The sequence below is a fragment of the Bradyrhizobium sp. 190 genome, from assembly GCF_023073415.1.
Lineage (GTDB): Bacteria > Pseudomonadota > Alphaproteobacteria > Rhizobiales > Xanthobacteraceae > Bradyrhizobium.
This window is the reverse complement of record NZ_JADPJL010000065.1, coordinates 200,046-220,945: the sequence shown is the minus strand read 5'-3', so window position 1 is coordinate 220,945 and position 20,900 is coordinate 200,046. Positions and strand designations below refer to the sequence as shown.

The 20,900-nt window shown below is 64.6% G+C and carries 15 protein-coding genes and 1 tRNA gene; 8 read left to right on the top strand and 8 right to left on the bottom strand.

What is annotated here, in order from left to right; all coding sequences use genetic code 11:
- The first annotated feature begins 82 nt into the window (after window positions 1-82).
- From IVB22_RS32950 to IVB22_RS32930, 5 genes are all read left to right on the top strand, one after another.
- Window positions 83-745 (top strand): GntR family transcriptional regulator, encoded by a 663-nt coding sequence (locus IVB22_RS32950; RefSeq protein WP_256467487.1) that lies wholly within the window; start codon window positions 83-85, stop codon window positions 743-745.
- 276 nt (window positions 746-1,021) lie between these two features.
- Window positions 1,022-1,813, top strand: coding sequence for a Flp pilus assembly protein CpaB (gene cpaB, locus IVB22_RS32945; protein WP_247521326.1), 792 nt, complete (start codon window positions 1,022-1,024; stop codon window positions 1,811-1,813).
- 17 nt (window positions 1,814-1,830) lie between these two features.
- On the top strand, window positions 1,831-3,291 hold the full coding sequence (locus IVB22_RS32940) for a type II and III secretion system protein family protein (protein WP_247521325.1): 1,461 nt from the start codon (window positions 1,831-1,833) through the stop codon (window positions 3,289-3,291).
- A 40-nt stretch (window positions 3,292-3,331) separates the two neighbouring features.
- The gene (locus IVB22_RS32935; protein WP_247521324.1) at window positions 3,332-4,072 is read left to right on the top strand and encodes a CpaD family pilus assembly protein; all 741 of its coding nucleotides are present in this window, start codon (window positions 3,332-3,334) and stop codon (window positions 4,070-4,072) included.
- Window positions 4,069-5,352, top strand: a complete 1,284-nt coding sequence (locus IVB22_RS32930; protein WP_247521323.1) for an AAA family ATPase — start codon at window positions 4,069-4,071, stop codon at window positions 5,350-5,352. Before IVB22_RS32935 ends, IVB22_RS32930 begins: the two co-directional genes overlap by 4 nt.
- 38 nt (window positions 5,353-5,390) lie before the next feature.
- Here the strand turns inward: IVB22_RS32930 and IVB22_RS32925 are convergent, their stop codons facing one another.
- Both IVB22_RS32925 and IVB22_RS41725 read right to left on the bottom strand, forming a co-directional pair.
- Window positions 5,391-6,218: a tetratricopeptide repeat protein gene (locus tag IVB22_RS32925; RefSeq protein WP_247521322.1), complete on the bottom strand. Its 828-nt coding sequence runs from the start codon at window positions 6,216-6,218 to the stop codon at window positions 5,391-5,393.
- 167 nt (window positions 6,219-6,385) lie between these two features.
- The gene (locus tag IVB22_RS41725) at window positions 6,386-6,631 is read right to left on the bottom strand and encodes a PilZ domain-containing protein (protein WP_108519442.1); all 246 of its coding nucleotides are present in this window, start codon (window positions 6,629-6,631) and stop codon (window positions 6,386-6,388) included.
- A gap of 273 nt (window positions 6,632-6,904) precedes the next feature.
- Here IVB22_RS41725 and IVB22_RS32920 point away from each other — a divergent pair, with 273 nt between their 5' ends.
- A complete protein-coding gene (locus tag IVB22_RS32920; RefSeq protein ID WP_247521321.1) occupies window positions 6,905-8,590 on the top strand; it encodes a Na/Pi cotransporter family protein in 1,686 nt (561 codons plus the stop codon).
- 3 nt (window positions 8,591-8,593) lie between these two features.
- Here IVB22_RS32920 and IVB22_RS32915 read toward each other — a convergent pair whose 3' ends face one another.
- The 6 genes from IVB22_RS32915 to IVB22_RS32890 all read right to left on the bottom strand — a co-directional run bounded on the left by IVB22_RS32915 (window position 8,594) and on the right by IVB22_RS32890 (window position 19,790).
- Window positions 8,594-8,932, bottom strand: a complete 339-nt coding sequence (locus IVB22_RS32915; protein ID WP_247521320.1) for a lipid-A-disaccharide synthase N-terminal domain-containing protein — start codon at window positions 8,930-8,932, stop codon at window positions 8,594-8,596.
- Window positions 8,932-9,675, bottom strand: coding sequence for a glycosyltransferase family 2 protein (locus tag IVB22_RS32910; RefSeq protein ID WP_247521319.1), 744 nt, complete (start codon window positions 9,673-9,675; stop codon window positions 8,932-8,934). The genes IVB22_RS32915 and IVB22_RS32910 overlap by 1 nt, the downstream gene beginning before the upstream one ends.
- Before the next feature lie 71 nt (window positions 9,676-9,746).
- Window positions 9,747-10,592 carry a phosphatase PAP2 family protein gene (locus IVB22_RS32905; protein ID WP_247521318.1) on the bottom strand — a complete coding sequence of 282 codons (846 nt, stop codon included), beginning with the start codon at window positions 10,590-10,592 and terminating at the stop codon, window positions 9,747-9,749.
- 1 nt (window position 10,593) lies between these two features.
- Window positions 10,594-12,336 carry a glycosyltransferase family 39 protein gene (locus tag IVB22_RS32900; protein WP_247521317.1) on the bottom strand — a complete coding sequence of 581 codons (1,743 nt, stop codon included), beginning with the start codon at window positions 12,334-12,336 and terminating at the stop codon, window positions 10,594-10,596.
- 78 nt (window positions 12,337-12,414) lie between these two features.
- Window positions 12,415-14,583: a penicillin-binding protein 1C gene (pbpC, locus tag IVB22_RS32895; protein ID WP_247521316.1), complete on the bottom strand. Its 2,169-nt coding sequence runs from the start codon at window positions 14,581-14,583 to the stop codon at window positions 12,415-12,417.
- Entirely contained in the window at window positions 14,580-19,790 is a 5,211-nt protein-coding gene (locus IVB22_RS32890; RefSeq protein ID WP_247521315.1) for an alpha-2-macroglobulin, read from the bottom strand. The genes pbpC and IVB22_RS32890 overlap by 4 nt, the downstream gene beginning before the upstream one ends.
- Before the next feature lie 326 nt (window positions 19,791-20,116).
- Between IVB22_RS32890 and IVB22_RS32885 the strand changes: the two genes are divergently transcribed.
- A tRNA-Arg gene (locus tag IVB22_RS32885) sits at window positions 20,117-20,193 on the top strand.
- A gap of 201 nt (window positions 20,194-20,394) precedes the next feature.
- Window positions 20,395-20,646 (top strand): PepSY domain-containing protein, encoded by a 252-nt coding sequence (locus IVB22_RS32880; protein WP_247521314.1) that lies wholly within the window; start codon window positions 20,395-20,397, stop codon window positions 20,644-20,646.
- The last annotated feature ends 254 nt before the right edge of the window (window positions 20,647-20,900 follow it).

Here is a 20,900-nt window from a genome sequence, read left to right as displayed (position 1 = left end):
AAAAACACGATTTATCAAGCTAGAGCTTACCAAAATTCAGTGGTATAGCCTTTTTTGCATTCAAATTTGGCTTTTAACCGCGATGCTCCATGAGGAAGTCGTAGGCCGCGTCCGCGCCATGCTGCTCGACGGCGAGATTCCGCCGGGCGCGCGGATTCCCGAACGCGACCTTTGTGAAAAGCTGCAGATCTCGCGCACGCCGCTGCGCGAAGCCCTCAAGGTGCTCGCCGCCGAGGGCCTGGTCCAATTGCTGCCGAACCGCGGCTCGCGCGCGGCCAGGCTGACCGACAAGGACATGCGCGACCTGTTCGAGGTGTGCCAAGGACTTGAAGCGCTGGCCGGCGAACTCGCCTGCGAGCGCATCACCGATGCCGAGATTGCCGACGTCGCCGCCGCCCACGCCGCGATGGCCCGGCACTACGAAGATCGCGACCTTCTGCAGTACTATCGCTGCAACCGCTATATCCACGAGGCGATCATCGCCGCGGCCGGCAACCCGGTGCTGTCTGGTCTCTATGACTCCGTCACGGCCCGCATTCGCCGTGCGCGCTACGTCACGCCAATGACGCCGCGGCGCTGGGCGCTGGCGATGCAGGAGCACGAAGCGATCCTCAATGCGCTGCAACGCCGCGATGGCGTGGGGTTGTCGCATATCCTGCGCGCGCATCTGCGCCACAAGCGCGACGAGGTTTTGCAGGCAGGCTTCGCGGAGATCGAGCCTCAAGATCAGGCCCGCGCGTCATAGCAGCGTCAGCTTGATGCCGGTCGGCATCCGAATCGCAGGTCTATATGATTAGCGAATTCGACTGCTGATGCGCCGGGCATCGACGGCTCCGGGCTTTTGCGGAGTGGTTTTCTCCAAACGATAACCACCCGTTCACCATGACGGCGAATCCCGCGGTCCAATCGACCAAAAATTCCACGCCTCAAGTTCCCTTATACCTTTGATGCCTAGTCATACCTGCGGGGATGGCTGTCATCGTGAGGTTGGGACGTCCCTGCGTAAGAGTAGTAAAAGCGTATGAATATCGCACGTGTCGTCGTTCTGATCATCGCCTTGAGTGCCGGCGGTGTCGCCGCCTATCTCGCCCGTGGTACGGAAGAAAAATCGCAACCCGCAGCCGAGCCGGTAGCGCAGTTGCCGACGGTGGAAATTCTGGTCGCGAAGTCCGACATCGGGCTCGGCCAGCCGGTCAAGCCCGAAGACCTGCAATGGCAGACCTGGCCGGCTTCCGCCGGCAACAATCTGGTCAACCGCGCCAGCAGGGCCGAGGCCATCAAGGAAATTGCCGGTTCGATTGCACGCGCGCCCTTCATCGCGGGTGAGCCGATCCGTGAGCAGAAGCTGGTCAAGGCCAACGGCTCCGGCTTCATGGCAGCCATCCTGCCGACCGGCATGCGGGCGATCTCGACCGAGATCTCGCCGGAAACCGGCGCCGGCGGCTTCATCCTGCCCAATGACCGCGTCGACGTCATCCTCTCCAAGCGCGAGAAGAATCCGGAAGCCAAAGGAGCCGACGTCGTCCAGTCCGAAATCATTCTCTCCAATATCCGAGTGCTGGCAATCGATCAGGCGCCGAAAGAAAAAGAGGGCGTCAACACCCTCGTCGGCCGCACCGTCACGCTCGAACTGAAGCCCGAGCAGGCCGAGACGCTGGCGCGCGCGCGCCAGAGCGGCACGCTGTCGCTCGCGCTGCGCAGCATCACCGATGTCAATGCGACGGCCGAAGGCCGGGATCAGGCTCAAAAACGAAGCGAGAGCGTCAACGTGGTTCGCTACGGTGTCGCCAATCAAACGACGGCACAGAAGTGACCGAAAGGACGGCTGAGATGAAGTTTGGGGAAAATCAGTCAGCGATTCGAACTGTAGCGGCGCGCACCCTGTTGTTGTCGGGCGTCGCTGCGCTGACGCTCGCTCCGCTGCTGCCGGTCGTCGCAGCCGAGTCCGACAAGGATCCCGTGACGACCTCCGCCATCGGCCCGGTCAAGATGCGCTTCCTGTCGCTCGGTATCGGCAAGTCCGTGGTCGTAGACCTGCCACGCGACGTAAAGGACGTTCTGGTCGCCGACCCGAAGATCGCCAACGCCGTCGTTCGTTCCTCGCAACGCGCCTACATCATCGGCGGCGCGGTCGGTCAGACCAACGTGGTGTTTTTTGACGCCGACGGCCAGCAGGTCGCTTCCTACGACATCGCGGTCAAACGTGACCTCAACGGCGTGCGCACCGCGCTGCGGCAGTCGATGCCGGGAATCCAGATCGATGGCGTCGGCGACAGCGTGATGCTGACCGGCTCGGTATCGAGCCCGGTCGAAGCCCAGCAGGCCGGCGAGATCGCCGCGCGGCTGGTCGGCGGGCCCGAGAAGGTCGTCAATTCGATCGTGGTTCGCGGCCGCGACCAGGTGATGCTGAAGGTCAATGTCTCGGAGGTACGACGCGACATCGTCAAGCAGATGGGCGTCGATCTCTCAGCCAGCATGAATTACGGCACGGCGGTCGTGAACTTCAACAACAGCAACCCGTTCACCGCCTTCGGCCGCCCGCTGGTGTCCGACAACGGTTTGAGCGCCTCGAGCGTCCTCAAGGGCCTGCCCACCGTCACCGCGACGATGCGGGCGATGGAGAGCGCCGGCGTGGTGAAGACGCTGGCCGAGCCGAACCTGACGGCTATCTCCGGCGAGTCCGCGACCTTCATCGCCGGCGGCGAATTTCCCGTCCCCGCCGGCTATTCCTGCGATCCCGTCACGCATGTCTGTACGACCTCGATCTCGTACAAGAAATTCGGCATCTCGCTCAACTTCACGCCGGTGGTTCTCACCGAAGGCCGCATCAGCCTGCGGGTGATGACCGAAGTTTCCGAACTTTCCAACGACAATGCGATCACGCTGAATCAGGCCGGCAATTCGCTGACCGTTCCGTCGATCAAGACCCGCCGCGCCGAGACGACGCTGGAAATACCCTCCGGCGGCTCGATGGCGATGGCCGGCCTGATCCAGGAGCAGACCAAGCAGGCCATCAACGGCTTGCCGGGGCTCGATCAACTGCCGGTTCTGGGCGCGCTGTTCCGCAGCCAGGACTTCGTCAACAACCAGACCGAACTGATGGTTCTCGTGACGCCCTACGTCGTCCGCGCGGTTGCGCAGAAAGAACTGTCGCGGCCCGATGACGGCTTCGCACCGGCATCCGATTCCCAGTCCACACTGCTCGGGCGCATCAACCGGATCTACGGGCTCGCCGCCCGCGTCGATCCTGTCGGCGGCATCCAGGGCAATTTCGGCTTCATCATTGATTGAGATGCAGAGCTGTTCACCGAGTGGGGACGAGGACAGAACGATGACAACGAGAATTCCGCTCCATCGCGGCAAGGCCTTGCACATGCTTGGCGCCCTCCTCGGCCTTTCGGCGGCGCTCGGCGCCTGCACGCCGCAGACCACGGAGATCGTGACTGCCAGCGTGTCCGATGATTACCGCCACCGTCATCCGATCGCGGTGACCGAAGCCAACCGCTCGATCGTGGTGTTCGTCGGTCATGCCCGCGGCGGCCTCTCCGGGTCGCAACGCACCGACGTCATGGGTCTGGCGCAGACCTGGGTGCGTGAAGGCACCGGCGCCGTTATCGCCGATGTCCCGATCGACACGCCGAACGCGCGGGCGGCCGCGGCATCGTTCCGGGAAATCCAGTCGGTGCTGATGGCGAGCGGCGTGCCCTCGCGCGCCATCACACTGCGTCACTACCGGCCCGACGATCCCCGTACGCTGCCGACGATCCGGCTCAGCTATCCGAAGATTACGGCCGTGGCAGGACCTTGCGGCCTGTGGCCGCAAGACCTCGGACCGAATATCGACAATGTCGCCTACAACGAAAATCGCTCCTATCACAATTTCGGCTGCGCCACGCAACGCAACCTTGCCGCGATGATCGACAATCCGGCCGACCTCGAACAGCCGCGTCCCGAGAGCCCGGCCTATACACCGCGGCGCAATATCGCCTTTGAAAAATACCGCAAGGGCATTTCGACAACGACCATCTATCCCGAAGCCGACAAGGCTAAACTCAGCGATACAGGCAAATGATCAGCCGCGTCTTTCAAAACTCAGACGATCAACTGGACGACACGCCGGCGCAGCCCGAGGAATACATCTCGCCCGCGCCACGCGTATCGGTACAGGCCTTTTGCACCAGCGTCGCGGTCGCCACCGCGGTGCGCGCGGCGAGCGAAGACCGCCGTCTCGGCAAGGCCCACCTTACGGTTCACATGGGCGGCATTGCCGCTGCCATCGAGACCTACCACAAGGCGCCGACGCCGAACGTCATTTTGCTGGAGACCGAACCTGGCTCCGACATTCTCGAAGCCCTCGATGAACTCGCGACCGTCTGCGACGCCGGTACCCGCGTCGTCGTGATCGGCAACGCCAACGACGTCACGCCCTATCGTGAACTGGTGCGGCGCGGCATCAGCGACTACGTGACCGGACCGATCGAACCGATCGACGTCGTGCGCGCAATATGCGGTCTCTACGCGGCCTCCGAAGCCGTGGCCGTCGGCCGCATCATCGCGGTGGTCGGCGCCAAGGGCGGCGTCGGTGCCTCCACCGTCTCGCACAACGTTGCCTGGGCGATCGCGCGCGATCTCGCGCTCGATTCCGTCGTGATCGATCTCGACCTTGCCTTCGGCACCGCCAGCCTCGATTACAACCAGGATCCGGTTCAAGGCATCGCCAATGCGGTCTTCCAGCCGGAACGGCCGGACTCCGCCTTCATGGAGCGCCTGCTGTCGAAATGCACCGACCGCCTCGACCTGCTGGCGGCGCCCGCAACATTGGACCAGGTCTATGATTTCGGCGCCGATGCGTTCGATGCGATCTTCGATACGATGCGCATGACCACCCCCTGCATCGTGCTCGACGTTCCCCATCAATGGTCGGCGTGGACCAAGCGAACGCTGGTCGGGGCGGACGACATCCTGATCGTCGCCGAGCCCGATCTCGCCAACATGCGCAACGCCAAGAACATGCTGAACGTACTGAAGGCGGCGCGACCCAACGATCGCCCGCCGCTCTATTGCCTCAACCAGGTAGGCATGCACAAGCGTCCGGAAATCTCCACGCGCGAATTCGCCAAGGCCATCGAGAGCCAGCCGATCGCGGCCATTCCATTCGATTCAAAGATGTTCGGCACCGCCGCCAATAACGGCCAGATGATTGCGCAGATATCAGCCAAGCATCGCACCACTCAGATGTTCCTGCAGATGGCGCAGCGCCTGACCGGCCATGCCGTGACCAAGCGGTCCCGGACTTCGTTCCTGGCGCCGATCATCAAGAAACTGCAAGGCGCGACGGCCCGCAGGGCCTGAGCAAACAACAACGGCAGCAGCGCCGTGAGCGCTGACGCCTAGTCGGCGCGTCCGGCGGCGGCGATCGGCATCTTCCCGGCCTCGGCGCGCGCGTTCTCCTTGTCCTTCCGCGACAGCACCTGCCTCAACAGCGCGACGTTGGCTGCAGCCTCGGCGGGCGGCAGGTCGGCCTTCACGATCTTTTCGGCATCGGCGACACGGCCTTGCAGGCCAATCGCCAGCGCCAGATTGGCGCGCACCCGCGGATCGGTCGCCGCCAGGCCGTGGGCGCGGCGCAGCGTCTCCTCCGCTTTCGGTAGGTCCTTCGAAAGTACATAGGACAGTCCGAGGTTGGACAGCACCAACGGCTGGTCGGGCGCGATCTTCAGCGCGCTTCCATAATATTGCCGCGCCTCCTCGTATCGACCGAGTTGATCCAGTGTCGCTCCCTGCGCCGAGAGCAGCCGCCAATCGGGATCGGCGGGGCTGTGGGCGCGGCCGAGCACGTCGAAGGCCTGTTGAAAATTGCCGTTATCCGCCAGCGCGCGGCCGTAGGCGGCGAGCAGCAGCTTGTTGCCGGAATGGGCGATGGTGGCCTGTTCGAGCACCGCAACCGCCTGCGACCGCTGTCCCGTCGCGCGCAGCGCCTTGCCGTATTTCAGCGCCGCGTCGGCATCCTTCGGATTGGCGCGATAGCGTTCCTGGTAGAGCTCGACGTCGCGGCGCGGATCGCTGGTGCGGCCGGTGTCGGCCTTCTCGTCGATCGAACCGGTAATGTCGGATAGTCCTGAGGTCTGGCAGCCACCAAGCCCCAACGCCAGGATCAGGGTGGATGTGCACGCAAGAAGCCGCGCGGCGCGGGACGGATGGTGCGACTTCTGGGACATGTAGCTCGACTCATGGCGGGAACTGTCCAGAAGTGTTCACAGCTTAACCCTAAGTTCAGGTTAAGCCGCCCCACTTTTGCGGTAATTGGCGACCTCCGCCGGGCGCTCGCGCCCGCCGTACGTGCGCGTTCAGTCCCGCGCCGTCCGTGCCAGTGCTGCCGAGCGGCCTAGTCGACGAATTGCGCGCCGAGTTCGCAGCCGATCCGCCAGGCCAGCCGGCACTGACGCGGCCTGCCCTCCGAGAAAATCACCGTAAATTCGGAAGGAATTTCGGGATACTCGGCGATGATCTTCACACCGCCATCCGACACGTCGGAAATCATGCAATCGCGCGGCAGCCCCCCGGTCGCGAACTGTATTTTTGCAAAGCTTCTGCACGCCCGACGTTCGCTGCTGCGACGATTCGCATACATGTCGATCCCTGACCCTGCTCGATGTGATTCACCCGATGGTGCACCACCTTTACCGAAGAATTGTTGGAATTGGACTATCGCAACGGCTCGCAATGTAACTGATACGTTCGAACTCCGTTTACCGAACCTGCCCCTCCGGCTGAATGCCGAACTCCGCGAACGCGCCCGCGGCGGCGCCAGCGCGGCGCAATTTTCGGCAAATTAAAGGGTTGATCCCCCCTCATGAGGCGATAGCCTGACCCCTCGACTCGATTTGGCGGAAATGAAAAGCGCATGGGAAGTCTGGTTCTTCTCGACCTGATGGGCGGCGTCGCGCTGCTGCTGTGGGGCCTGCATATGGTCCACAGCGGGATCCTGCGCGCGTTCGGACCCGATCTGCGCCTGTTGCTGGCGAAGGCCCTGAGCAACCGCTTCACGGCCTTTGGCGCCGGCCTCGGTCTCACCGCCCTGCTCCAGAGCAGCACCGCGACGGCGCTGATCACGAGTTCGTTTACCTCGGAAGGGCTCGTCAGCCTGGTCCCCGCGCTCGCCATCATGCTCGGCGCCAATGTCGGCACCACGCTGATCGTGCAGATCCTGTCGTTCAACATCTCGGCCGTCGCGCCCGTGCTGTTCATCATCGGCCTGGTCGCCTTCCGCAGCGGGCCGCGCTCGCGCGTCAAGGACATCGGCCGCGTCTTCATCGGGCTCGGCCTGATGCTGCTGGCGCTGCACATCCTGCTCAATACGCTGGCGCCGGCAGAGAACGCACCGGGCGTGCGCGTGTTCATGAACGCCATCACCGGCGATCCCGTGCTCTGCATCCTGTTCGCTGCGATCGTGACATGGCTCGTGCATTCCAGCGTCGCCAGCGTGCTGCTGGTGATGTCGCTGGCCTATGCGCATTTCATCACGCCCTATGCGGCGCTGGCGCTCGTGCTCGGCGCCAATCTCGGCAGCGCCATCAATCCGATCGTCGAGGGCGCGCGCCGCGACAATCCCGCGAGCTACCGCCTGCCGCTGGGCAACCTCGTCAACCGACTTGCCGGCATTCTGCTGGTAGCGCCGTTCCTGCAACCGATCGCGGACCTTCTGATCTCGTGGCAGCCGGATCTCGCCAAGGCGACCGCCCTGTTCCACATCGCCTTCAACGTCGCGACCGCAGCTCTCTTCATCGGCCTGCTCGACGGCATGGCACGGCTGCTGAAGACGTTGCTGCCCGAGCGCGTCAAGGAGGCCGACGCGTCAGGGCCGCGCTATCTCGACGAGAGCGCGCTGGAGACGCCCTCGCTCGCTCTGGCCGATGCCGCCCGCGAGACCCTGCATATGGGCGATCATGTTGAGATCATGCTGCGCAAGGTGATGGCGGCGATGATGACCAACGACCGGGCGCTGGTCGACCAGGTCTCGCAAATGGACAACAGCGTCGACAGCCTCGACGAGGCGATCAAGCTCTACGTCACAAAGCTCACCCGCGGCAGTCTCGACGAGCGCGAGGGACAGCGGGCGATGGAGATCGTCTCTTTCGCCATCAACCTCGAGCATATCGGTGACATCATCGACAAGAATCTGAGCGAACTCGCGACCAAGAAGATCAAGCGCCGGTTCCAGTTCTCGACCGAGGGCGCCGAGGAGCTTTCGGCCTTCCACAAGCGCACGACGGACTCGCTTAGGATCGCGTTCGGCGTCTTCATGTCCGGCGACGTCAACGAGGCACGCAAACTCCTGGCCGAGAAGGCCGCCCTGCGCAATGCCGAACTGGCCGCTACCGAACGGCATCTCGACCGCTTGCGCGAAGGCCGGCCCGAAACCATCGAGACCACGTCGCTGCATCTCGACGTGCTGCGCGATCTCAGGCGCATTCACTCGCACATCTGTTCGGTCGCCTACCCCGTGCTCGATGCGGCTGGCGAACTCGCCGCCTATCGCAGTGCTGAGACTGAGTTGGCCACGCTACCCGCGCCGGTGCCGGGCCGCTGACGATCAACGATCCAGCGTCTTGGACGCCTTGCCGCGATGCCTGACGATCAGCATGATATTTCTGATGTAGATGATCGTGGCCATCGACTGGCCGACGATGATGACAGGCTCACGTTTGGCGATGCCGTAGATCAGCGTCATCAGCCCGCCTCCCATCGAGAAGAACCAGAACGCGATCGGTATCACGCTTCGTCCGGCGCGCTCGCTCGAGATCCACTGCACCAGGAAGCGCGCGGTGAACAGCAATTGCGCGACCAGTCCGAAAGCCAGCCAGAAGTCGAATTTGGCAACGAAGACGTCGTAGAGATAGTCGCCCAGCGCCTGGCCGTATTGAATCAGCATCAGAGAACCTCGGTCGCGGCGGGTGTCGATTTCTTGCGGCGGATCAGCCACCACACGCCGGCAAGATCCATGATCCCGATCCATAGCCGATCAAAGAAGCCGTAATTGGACACGCCGGAACGGCGCGGGCGGTCGATCACGTCGACATAGGCAATGTCGAGGCCTTCGCGGCGCACCAGCGCCGGCAGGAAGCGATGCAGTCCGTCGAAGTAAGGCATCGAGAGGAACACCTCGCGCGGAAACGCCTTCAACCCGCAGCCGGTGTCGCGGGTGCCGTCGCTCAGAATTGCCTTGCGCACGCGGTTGGCGATTTTCGACTGCAGCTTCTTGAAACCGGTGTCCTTGCGCCCGACCCGCTGGCCCGCCGCAAGACCCACGCGGCCGCCGCCGCTTTCGACCGCCGAAATCAGGTCCGGCAGGAACGCCGGGTTGTTTTGCCCGTCGCCGTCGAGCGTGGCCACGATGGCGCCGCGCGCGGCCCGCACCCCGCTGCGCACTGCCGCCGATTGCCCGGAAGAGTTGGCATGCTTCAGTTGCCGAAGCTGAGTGTGCTGCTTCATCAGATCAGCCAGCCGACCGGCGGTCGCATCCGTCGAGCCGTCATTGACATAGATGATTTCGTAGACCCATCGGCCGTCGAGCGTGCTGACGATTTCCGCAACCAGCGGCGCGACGTTCTCCGCTTCGTTGCGCACCGGCACAACGATGGAAACGGCGACCGCATCTGTGTCGGAAGGTGTCAAATCGGCACTCGTCTGGTTGGTTTGGGAGACCCCGGAACCGGGCGTATCGGGCCGTCAGGCGGCGTCCGCTTTTATGGGGCGGAAGCGCCCCGGGCAACCCTTTTGAGGCGTCCGTATGAGGGCCCAACGAGGGACACAATGCTACCGTCGCGCTGGATCGCAAATCCGAGCCGCCGGGCCGCAAACCAGTAACGCACGAACATCGCGCCGATGGTCCCGACCAACGCGCCGGCGACCACGTCGCTCGGATGGTGGGCCAGCAGCACCAGACGGGTCGCCGCAATGATCAGGGCGTAGGCGGCCATCGCATGGCGCGCCTGGGGCCAAACGACCGACACGGCGAAAGCCAGCGCAAAGGCGGTCGTGGCGTGGCCGGACGGAAAGCTGTAATAGGCCGGGTTGCCCGCGAAGTGCGAGAAGTGAAAGGCATTGGCCTCGCCGCCGACAAACGGCCGGCCGCGGCCGATGCAATATTTCAGCACTTCGGTGACCAGATTGGACACGGCGACCGCGCAGAAAATGAACTGCAGCCGCGTTCCGAGACCAAGCAACAGCGAGCGCTGGATGCCGCGCAAGGCCGGCGAGACGATCGCAATCGCGACCAGCAATACGGCCAGCACCGCCAGCACATATTCGTCCTTGCCGAAATCGGTGAGAATGCGGACCCACCACAGCGATGGCGTGCCGCGTTTCGGCATCTGGGCGATTTCCCACGCGTCGATCGCGTACATCAGCACGATGATTGCAGCGCCAAGACCCGCCGACAGCCACAACACGTGTCGCGCCGCCCGCCGTGCAGCCTCGGCGCGCCGCGAATGTGACGGCGAGCGCACGAGCTGCGCCAGCGACAGCCACGCCAGCTTCACGAAGCGCGAAGCATAATTCTGGGATTCGGCGACCACGGAGTTTGCGGACATCCTACTCCGTGCCTTCCGAGCGGAAGATGGCGATCGAGATCGCCTTTCCCTGCGAGATATTATAGCCCTCGATCCGCTTCGCCACGTTGTAGCGCAGTCCGATGGCTTCGGCGCGCTGAACGAAGGCGCGTTCGGTGCGCGATTCCACCAGCGCAAAACGGCAACTGCCCTGCCCGAGGAAATCGGCGGCGCTCGATCCGTCGGTGAGCAGCGTGCCGGTGCCGGTCATGAAGACCAGGCTCGGCTCGTGGAAGCCGGCTGCTGCGGCCTTCGGCCCGACGCAGACCACGTTGCGAAGCGCACGCGCGACCTCGGCGCTCGGAAACAACGTCGTCAGCGACGGCACGACGATGCCGTAGATTCCGATCGCCAGAAACATCGCCGCGATTACGGCATGCAACAACGAGCGCTCGGCACGGCTGTCCTCGAACATCCACCACGCGATCAGGCCGAAGATCATCGCCACTGCCAGGAAAGGCCAGGCCGGAAATGCGGGGTAATGCGTCAGCTTGATGGCGCCGATGACGGCGATCACGGATGCCCCCGCCGGAACGACAAACCACCAGGCCGCACCGCGCCTTAGCCATGACCGTGACAGCACGCGGCGCTCCAGCGCGCCGGCGGTGAGGATCGCAATCGCCGGATAGAGCGGCAGCACGTAATGCGGCAGCTTGGTCAGTACCAGTTCGAACACGATCCAGGACGGCACCAGCCACGCCAGCAGATATTGCGCACCGGGCTCCCGCCGCGCGCGCCATACCGCCGGTGCCGCCATCCCGGCCAGCGCCGCGCCCGGCCAGAACGTGACCCAGAACAGCAGCAGATAGAGGCCGGGCGGCGCGCCGTGGGATTCCTGCGCGCCGAGCTTGCTCAGCATGTCGCCGCCGAGCGAATTGGAGAAGAAGGCCTCGCCCGCGCGCCAGAAGATCGCGACGAACCATGGCAGTACCAGCACCAGCGTCCACATCAGCCCCCAGACCGGGCGCAGCCGCCACAGCCATGCCGCCGAGCGGTCGAGGATCGCGAGCGCCAGGATGGTGAGGCCAACGAACATCAGGATCAACGGCCCCTTGAGCAGGATGCCGCCGGCGAGCGCGGTCCAGAAGATCGCGGGCGCGGCCCAGGGCGGACGCACCGGGTCCTCGCCGCGTTGCCAGGACAGATAGACCCGCGCCATCGCCCCCATCGCTGCGACAACGGTCAACAGCAGCATCGCGTCCGTTTTGGCGAGCCGGGCTTCGGCGCCGAGCAGGACGGAACTGCACATCATCAGCGCCGCCAACGCGGCCCCGCGCCGCGTGACGAAGGCGAGCGCCGCCCAGTAGGTCAACAGAACCGCGCCGATGGCGCCGATCAGGGAGGGAATCCGATAGAGCCAGATGCGCAACTGCGCCCGCGGCAGGCCGAGCGACGAGGCGGTTTCCACCACGGCGGCCTGTAGCCAATAGATGCCGACCGGCTTCTTGTAGCGGACGTCGTCCTGAAAGCGGATGTCGACGAAATCGCCGCTTTCGACCATCTGCTTGGTCGCCTGCGCGAACCGCGCCTCGTCGCGGTCGATCGCCGGAATATTGAAGAAGCCGGGCAGGAAAAGCACGATACCGCAGAGCACCAGGAACACGATGGCGCGAAAATGGCTCGCGGTCGCGTAATCGAACGCCGCGGCCAGCCTGCGGCCGGAATGCGCAGGTTTTACAGGCTGTTGGCCTGCTCCAAAGCGAGGGGGCTGGAAGGTTTCCACCATGTTGTTCGCATACGATGAAACCGCACTGCAAACAACACCACAGATTCCCCTAACCTGTGGTCACTGGGCGCTTTTTCGTCACTGTATCCGGATCACGACGGTATCGGCCGCCCCCGTCGCATCGATCACCGTCAGGCGCGCAAAACCGGGCCCGGGCGGATCAACCAGCCGCTGGCGCCGGCTGTCGATCTCGCCCACCGAGGTGCCGTTCAGCATGATGGTCAGTGGCAGCACGCCCCCGGCAACCTTGACCGGCATCGGCGCGGCCTGCCCGCCGCCTGAACGGTCGACGTCGATCCGCGAGCCGTTCAGGGGAAACTGGATGCGCGGCATCTGATCGTTTCCGGTGCGGATCAGTTCGCCGACGGGGCGGAAGCGCCGTAGCGGCAACGGCAGCTTGGCATTGCTGGAAATCAGCGCGCCCTTCGGCGGCTTCGGCAGCGCTGCCGGGATCTTTCCGGTGCGCGCAAACGCGTCGAACAGGATCGGGGCTGCCGCGATGCGGCCGACCAGGCCCGGCACCGGCGCGCCGTCGGGACGCCCGACCCACACGCCGATCGTGATGCGGCCATCGAAACCCACCGACCACGCGTCGCGATAGCCGTAGCTGGTGCCGGTCTTGAACGCGATCCTGTTGTGGACGCCGTTTTCCGGCGGCGGTGTTCCGAGCAGCACGTTGCCGACCTGCCAGGCCGCAGCCTGGTCCATCAGCCGCATAGGCTCGCGGTCGTCCTTATCTTTTTCTTGGGCCAGCACGATCTCGCGCAGCGGTCGCGCCGCGCCGAGCCGCGCCAGCCCTGTGTAGAGCTGCGCCAGATCCTGCAAGGTGACGCCGACACCGCCAAGGCCCATCGCAAGGCCCGGCGCTTCGTCCTTCGGCAGCACCAGATTGCCGCCGGCCTGCTTCAGCCGCGACGACAGCCGGCTCGATCCGACCCGGTCGAGCAGCGCAATCGCCGGCACATTCAGGGAGAGCTGCAGCGCCTTGCGCACCGGCACCGTGCCCTGAAATGTCATGTCGAAATTTTCCGGCGCATAGGAGCCGAACCGAATGGGACGGTCGTCGATCAGGCTCTCCGGATGCACAAAGCCGTCCTCGAAGGCGAGCCCATAGATGAACGGTTTCAGTGTCGAGCCCGGCGAGCGCACCGCGCGCGTCATGTCGACCTGCCCGGCGCGGCGCTCATCGAAATAATCGGGTGAGCCGACGCGGGCCAGCACGTCGCCGCTCTCATTGTCGACCGCGATGATCGCGACCGAGATGTTTGGTCCCTGGGCCGCGGCGCGGTCGCGCGCCAGCGTCTCCAGCGTTTTCTGGAGGCCCGAATCCAGCGTCAGCTTGATCAGCGGCGCATCTTTCGCCGTCAACATCGCGGCATCGGAGGAATGCGGCGCGAGGATCGGCATCGGCTTGCGCAGCCGCGGTACCGCGACTGCCCTCGCCTGCGCCGCGTCCTCTTTCGACACCACGCCATCCTCGACCATCCGGGCCAGCACGCGGTCGCGCGCGGCGTGGGCGGCTTCCGGATAACGATCGAGCCGGCGGCGTTCCGGCGATTGCGGCAGCGCGACCAACAATGCTGCTTCCGCGAGCGAAAGCCGTTTCGGCTCCTTGCCGAAATAGCCGATGGAGGCGGCGCGGATGCCTTCGAGGTTGCCGCCGAACGGCGCCAGCGCGAGATACAGATCGAGGATCTCGTCCTTGCTCAATTGCCGTTCGAGCTGGACTGCGCGCACCATCTGCCGCAGCTTTGCATACACCGAGCGCTCGCGCCGCGGCTCCATCAGCCGCGCCAATTGCATCGTGATGGTCGAGCCGCCGGAAACGATGTGGCCGCTGCTGCCGAATTGAAGCGCGGCGCGCCCGAGCGCCAGCGGATCGACGCCGCCATGCGACCAGAACCGGCGGTCTTCATACGCCAGCAGCAGCTTGAGATAGGTAGGATCGACCGCGGTCTTCGCGTCGACCGGCAGCCGCCAGCGCCCATCAGCCATCGCGTAGGCGCGGAGCAGCTTGCCATTGCGGTCGACAATCGTGGTGGAAACCTTGCGCGCCTGCTCCAGCGGTAGCGGCCCGAGCGATACGACCCAGGCTGAGAAGGCGGTGGTGGTTACTATAAGCACAAAGGCCAGAACCACTGCGATCCGGAAAAAGCGGCGGCGCCCGCTGCCATCGCCGTCATGGCCGGGCTTGTCCCGGCCATCCACGTCTTTCTCGCCAGCCTGCTGGTTCAGTTGATCGCTCATTTCGCTGGACGCACCTCAACCGTACCCGTGCCGGAGCGGCCGTAGCGCGAGGGGTTGTACATATCCTCGACATAGGCCTGCGGCAGCACGTATTTGCCGGGCGATACCGCGCGCACGATGTAGGCAACCGTGAATACCGACTTGTCGTCGCTAGCGCGGTCGATGGCCGCCGTGAAGCGGTCGTCGCGGAACTCGGTATGCTCCGGCTCCTCGCCGTCCTCGATCCAGTCCAGCGTGCCCGAGTCACCCGACGACACCAGCCGCGGGTTGTCGATCTCGAGACCGGCCGGCAGATAATCGGCCACCATGATGTGCCCGTATTCCGGCTTGGCCTCGGTGATCTTCAACACCACAGCGAAACGATCGTTCTGCTTGGCCTTGGTAACATCGGCCGGCTTGCCGTCGAGCGTGAAGTAATTGCGCTCGATCTTGAATCCGTTGGACGCCGCCGGCTCCGGGGTAACCGGCGAACCCGAGACCGAGACCACCGCCTGCACCGGCGCATCGCCGGTGTTGGTGATCTTGACTGGCTTGCCGGTCACCGTCTCGGCCTTGTAGCTGCGATAGACGGCGGCTTTCACCGGCGATCCGTCGATGTCGAGCGCCAGCGTCTCCTTCGACAGCGCACGCGCGGCCAGCACCAGCCAGGCATTCTCCTGCGTGGAGGTGTAGGGCGAAAGGCCCCGCGCCACTTCGACCCGCTGCACAGCCTGCGTCAGCGTCGCCCGCGGCGCATTGCCTTCGCTGGCGAGCGAGACCAGCGCCGCCGCATCGCGCAGCGCCGAGCCGTAATCGACCCGGCCGAACTCGAGCACAGGCTTCGGCGCCAACGCATCCAGCGCCGCGCCATAGACCCGCTCCGCCCGCGTCTTGTCGCCGACCAAGGCGAGCGCTGCCGCGAGCTGCGATTTCGCGATTGGCGTGGCGAGATTGGAGAGCTTGGTGTCGGCGAGGTAGCGAAGATCGCCGATCGGCGCCGCGCCATTGCGGGCCAGCACGTAGAGGCCGTAGGCCAGGTCGCGGCCGCCGTCCTTTTCCGGCTCGTTGGCGTTGACCACCGAGTTACGGATGCGGTCGAGCGCGTTCTTGAACAGCACATCCGGCACCGCAAATCCCTTTTCGCGGGCGCGGGTCAGGAAGTCGGTCACGTAGGCATCGAGCCAGGAATCGTCGCCGCCGGCCGACCACAGGCCGAACGAGCCGTTCGAGCCCTGCCGCGCCAACAGCCGTTCGATGGCGTCCTTGATGCGCTGGTCGACCGCGGTATCCATCGCCAGATGCGCACCCGCTGCCAAGTCGTTGACATAGAGCAGCGGCATCGCGCGGCTGGTGATCTGCTCGGAACAGCCGTGCGGATAGCGATCCAGCGCCTTCAGAATGGTCGCCGCATCGAGCGCAGTGGAGAGGCCCACCGACAGCGACACGCTGCCGGTGCCCGATACCAGGTCGGAGAACATGTCCGGCGTCAGCGTCAGGCTCTCGCCTTTGGCCAATGTCCGGATCGAACGCCGCGCCAGCACCTGCGTCGCCGCCTTGACGTCGAGCGCATAGTGCCGCGCCAGCGTCAGCCCGTTCGGGCCCTTGATGTCGACGTCGAGACTGGCAGTGCCGGCGCCGGCGGCATCGAGCGCCAGCGCCATAGAGGTCCGCTGCTTGGCCGCGAGCTTCACGGTGGCGGTCGGATTGCCCGTCACCTTCACCGGGCCCGACGTTTTGACGCTGATGCTGTAATCGCCCGGCGCGCCCTCGACATTGTCGAGGTCGAAACTCATGGTGCCCTTGTCGCCATTGAGCAGGAAGCGCGGCAGCGTCGCCGTCAGCACCACGGGATCGCGCACCGTGACGTCGATGGTGGCGCGGCCGAGTTTGGTCGAATTCCACGCCACCGCCATCACCCGCGCGGTGCCGGCGAATTCCGGAATGTCGAAACTGATTTCGGCAGTGCCATCGGCGCCGACCGTGACGATCCCCGAATAGAGCGCCAAGGGCTTCTGCGTGGGCGGCGAACCCTGCAGCTCGGCGCCGGCGCCATCGCCGCCGGTCCGGATCTGACCGCGCGTGCCCTGCATGCCGTCGATCAATTGCCCATAGAGGTCGCGGATTTCGGACGTCAGGCGGCGCTGGCCGAGATAATAATCATCCGGCGCCGGCGGCTTGTAGTTGGTCAAATTGAGAATGCCGACATCGACCGCGGCGACGACAATCTTGGCGTCCTCGCCGGGATTGAGCCCGCCGAGCTTGACGGGAATCTTTAAGTTTGTGCCGGGCCGCACCAGGGGTGGCGGCGACAGCGCGACCTGCAGCGTGCGCGTCTTCTTGTCGATGCCGAACCACTTCAAGCCGATCGCCCGCCCCGGCATCCGCAACGCCGCCGCATCGAGTGGACGGCGCAGCGTCGCCAGCACATAGGCGCCCGTGCCCCAGTCCTTGCCGACGGTAAGCCTAACCTGCTGGGTGCCTTCCTTGACGTCGACGGTTTGCGTCGTCAGCAGGCGGTCGCCGAGCACGTTAATGGTGAGCTTGCCAGCGGTGCGGGCATTGACTGACACCACCATGGTGTCGCCGGACGCGTATTCCGGCTTGTCGACCGAGGTTTCCAGCAGGTCCGGCGTATCGGCGCTGCCGTCGGAGTACCAGCCGACGTCGAACTGCACCGACGTGACCGGGCCATCCGCCTCGGTCGATTTCACGTCAAGGCGATAGCGGCCAGCCTGCGGCGCGAGCGACACCCGCGCCGCCTTGTCCGACGTCAGCGTCAGGTCGCCATCGGCGACGCGCTTGGTCGACTTGACCGGCTCATATTCCCAGGACGAATTCTGCCGATACCACTGATACCGGGATTCCATCTTCAGCAATTCGTAACGCAGACCATCCCGCGAAAGTTGCTTGCCGTCGGGACCGACGAATACGACGTCGAACTCAGCCTTGTCGCCCTCGGCAACACTCTTGTCGCCGAATAGCGGCTTGATGCCGATCAGCGCCGCCTGCGGCGCCACGGGCAGCACCAGCTTGCGCTCGACCGCCCTGCCGCCGGTCTCCACCATGCGGATGAAGATCTGCGCCTCTTGGGGCCGGGTGGACGTCGGCGCCTTAGCCAGCGACACCGGGAAGGTCGCCACGCCATTGGCGTCGGCCTCCGGCAGGTTCTCGATCGGGGTACGCTCGTTGCTGGCAGTCTCGTCGTCCCCCACGCCGAACTGGTAGCCGGGATAGCCCGGCCGCCCCGAGGCTGCTGGGGCTACCAGCATGTCGCCTTCGAGCTGCAGGCCCGAGGCCGGGGCGCCGTAGAGGAACTTGCCCGCGACCTTCAGTTCAACCGGCGTCTCAGCCTTGATCATCTTCTCCTTGGCCGAGACGTCTAATTCGATCCGTTCGGGGATGTAGTCCTCGACCATGAAGGTGGTTTCGCCAATGGACGAGCCCTTGGGATCGGTAAAGGCGCGCGCCCGCCAGGTCCCGGTTGGGACCGCCGAATTGAGCGACACGGCCATGGATCGCCCGCCCGCGCCCTGATCCGGCAGCACAGCGCGGCGGAATTCGACGCCATCCGGCCGTTCGATCACGAGCGTCAGCGGCCCGCCCGCCATCGCGTTGCCCTGCCCATCGCGCAGCAGCGCGGTCAGGTAGACGGTTTCGTTCGACCGGTAGACCCCGCGCTCGGCATAGACGAAGGCGTCGGCGCCGGCCGGCACCACCCGGCCCGACACGCCGCGGTCGGTGAGGTCGAAGGCATTGGTCTTCAGGCTGAGGAAGGCATAGTCCGCCTTGTCGCTCATGACCGTCAGCAAGGCCGGCGACAGCCCGCCCTCGCCGCGCGCCAGCCCCGCCTCGAACAGCACATGCCCGGCATCGTCGGTCTTGCGGGTGGCGAGTATCTCGTTGTTGCGCGCGACCAGCCGCACCTCGGCCTTGGCGACGGCCTCAGTCGAAGCCAGCGAATTGACGAACACATGGATGCCGTCATTGCCGGAAAACGCCGTCAGGCCCATGTCGGAGACGATGAACCATTGCGTCGCGAGCGTACCGTCATCGTCGCCACTGCCGGGACCCTTGGCCGCGGCCGTCATGACATAGACACCCGGTTGCAGGTCACCGAGCACTTGGTCGACCGGGAACGCGGTCACCACGTCATGGTTCAGCGTGCTGGCGGTCGCAAGTTCGCCGGACCAGACCTTGACGCCGCGCTCGTTGCCCAAATCCGAGAGCTGGTAGCTGGAGAGCGTTTTCTGGAAATCGCTGTCCACCACCGTGTTGATCAGGTTACGGTCGCCGATCCGGAACACGTTGACGTTCACCGACGGCGTGTTGACGCTGACCAGCGGGATGCCGCGCTGGCCGGTGCGCGGCAGCACATAGGCGCGGCCCGTAAAGCGCACGAACGGCTTGCGGTCGCGGACATATATGTTGAACTCGGCCGACTTCGGTAAGGATTCCTTAACCGTGGACGGCAGGCCGGCCCGCAGGTTGACGTTGTAGCGCTCGCCATGCTTCAGCCCGTCGACGCAGAGCTGCTTGCCCTCGCTCGTCAGCGCCGGCTTGTCGGTGCCGGCCAACGCCACGAAGGGCGCGAAATCCACCCGCTTGGCGAGGTCTTCGGAGAACTGGAAGCAGGCCCGCGGCGAGGCCCCGTCGGAATCGACGGTGTAGTCCAAGAGCCGGAAACCGTGCTGGTCGCGCATCTTCTCGTACTGGCCGCGGACCTCGGCGACCTCGCGCATGTCGAGCGACAGCCGCAACGCATCCAGCGCCGGACGCCACAGCTTGCGCTCGGACATCGCCCGGCCCAGCACGGCCAGCGCATCGGCCTCCTCGGCCTGGTTGCCGGCGCGCTGATAGGCAATGTAGGCCGCGGTCGAGGCGCGCTCGTACAGGAAGGTCTGCTCGCTGGAACTGGCGGCGCGGATCTGGAAGATGGTTTTGGCGAGTTTCAGCCAATTGGCGCTGTCTTCGGGCGTGGTGGCGGCGATCTGGCCGAGGATCTGCAGGCCGACGCGGAAGTCGGAACGCTTGAAGGCGGCATCGGCGTCGTTGCGCAGTGTCGCGGAGGATTTGGCGACCGGCCCGGCCTCGCTCTTGATCTGGGCCTCCAGCTTGACGGCCGAATCGGCCAGTTCGTCGCGCTTGAACGCCTTGTCCGCGGCGCCCGCCGCCGTCAGGCCAAGCGCCAGCGTGGCGCAAATCACCGTGGCGCGAACCAAACCGATCATGATGGGCTCCTTGCCGCGGACATCAGCCGCGTAACGTCGAAAAATGGTCGGAAAGGTGACGGACTGATGACGGTGGAAACGGCTTGCGAAAAGGTCGCATGCATGGCGTTGGCAGTCCAAAAGGTCACGGCCGCACCGCCCGGCGGGGTTCCGGCGGCTGGCTTTGTGTCAGGGGCGGATCACAGGCTATGACCCACCGTCTGCCTTAGTCGCGAACTTGAGGAAATCGGTTCGACCGTCTTGGCGGGAAAGCGGATTTTTCATATTGGCAATGCTAGATAAGGAAAGCCTATAAGGCGGATACCCAGGGCGGGTACCGCCCGGACGGTCCCATAGCTCAACTGGATAGAGTAACGGATTTCTACTCCGTGGGTTGCAGGTTCGAATCCTGCTGGGATCGCCACTCCCTATGCCGATGAAATAAGGGTTTCTTGCAGTTTCGGCTTCGCTCCAACAGCCGATTCCGGACTGCAGGCGCAGCAAGTTGCCGGGACTTGCGGAACGTTTGCCGGGTCGCCGGCATTCGAGTTGTAGGTGCTGGTCCCGCAATGCCCTGACGCAGCGCGAAGCGCTCGCTGCACGTGCCCACAAGAGGAACTTGCTCATGCGATTGATCACATCGTTAGCCATACTCGCCGTGTCGGCCTTGCCTGCGCTCGCCGATCGCCAGGTTACGGAGGACGAACGCGCGAAACTCACCTCGGCGGTTCAGGCTGAGGGGTGCTCTGGCGGCAAGTTCGAGATGGACGAAGACGATCAGCAGTTCGAGGTTGACGATGCCGCATGTGCGGATGGAAAGAAATATGACCTCAAGTTTGATATGCAAATGCGGTTGAAGCGCAAAAATCTGGACTGAGAAGTCATACGGCCGCTGGGGCGCCGATATCCGGCCGCTGTTCGAGCAAGCGCAGCCCGGATGAGCGACACGGACATCCGGGGCTCCCCGCATCTCACTCCGCTCAATGTTTGCAGTCTTGGCGTTTGCAGTCTTGGCGCAATCGTTCCGGATGCACGATCCGATTAATGTAACAATTCGAAGACGATAAAGCATCATGTTGCGCGGATAGCACTGCATGTCCCAAAAGTGGAACCACGACCGATCTTCGCGCG

Bases quoted from the DNA above. Each gene is read 5' to 3' on its own strand.
- IVB22_RS32950 (WP_256467487.1), top strand. From the start codon at position 83: ATGCTCCATGAGGAAGTCGTAGGCCGCGTCCGCGCCATGCTGCTCGAC.
- cpaB (WP_247521326.1), top strand. From the start codon at position 1,022: ATGAATATCGCACGTGTCGTCGTTCTGATCATCGCCTTGAGTGCCGGC.
- IVB22_RS32940 (WP_247521325.1), top strand. From the start codon at position 1,831: ATGAAGTTTGGGGAAAATCAGTCAGCGATTCGAACTGTAGCGGCGCGC.
- IVB22_RS32935 (WP_247521324.1), top strand. From the start codon at position 3,332: ATGACAACGAGAATTCCGCTCCATCGCGGCAAGGCCTTGCACATGCTT.
- IVB22_RS32930 (WP_247521323.1), top strand. From the start codon at position 4,069: ATGATCAGCCGCGTCTTTCAAAACTCAGACGATCAACTGGACGACACG.
- IVB22_RS32925 (WP_247521322.1), bottom strand. From the start codon at position 6,218: ATGTCCCAGAAGTCGCACCATCCGTCCCGCGCCGCGCGGCTTCTTGCG.
- IVB22_RS41725 (WP_108519442.1), bottom strand. From the start codon at position 6,631: ATGTATGCGAATCGTCGCAGCAGCGAACGTCGGGCGTGCAGAAGCTTT.
- IVB22_RS32920 (WP_247521321.1), top strand. From the start codon at position 6,905: ATGGGAAGTCTGGTTCTTCTCGACCTGATGGGCGGCGTCGCGCTGCTG.
- IVB22_RS32915 (WP_247521320.1), bottom strand. From the start codon at position 8,932: ATGCTGATTCAATACGGCCAGGCGCTGGGCGACTATCTCTACGACGTC.
- IVB22_RS32905 (WP_247521318.1), bottom strand. From the start codon at position 10,592: ATGTCCGCAAACTCCGTGGTCGCCGAATCCCAGAATTATGCTTCGCGC.
- IVB22_RS32900 (WP_247521317.1), bottom strand. From the start codon at position 12,336: ATGGTGGAAACCTTCCAGCCCCCTCGCTTTGGAGCAGGCCAACAGCCT.
- pbpC (WP_247521316.1), bottom strand. From the start codon at position 14,583: ATGAGCGATCAACTGAACCAGCAGGCTGGCGAGAAAGACGTGGATGGC.
- IVB22_RS32890 (WP_247521315.1), bottom strand. From the start codon at position 19,790: ATGATCGGTTTGGTTCGCGCCACGGTGATTTGCGCCACGCTGGCGCTT.
- IVB22_RS32880 (WP_247521314.1), top strand. From the start codon at position 20,395: ATGCGATTGATCACATCGTTAGCCATACTCGCCGTGTCGGCCTTGCCT.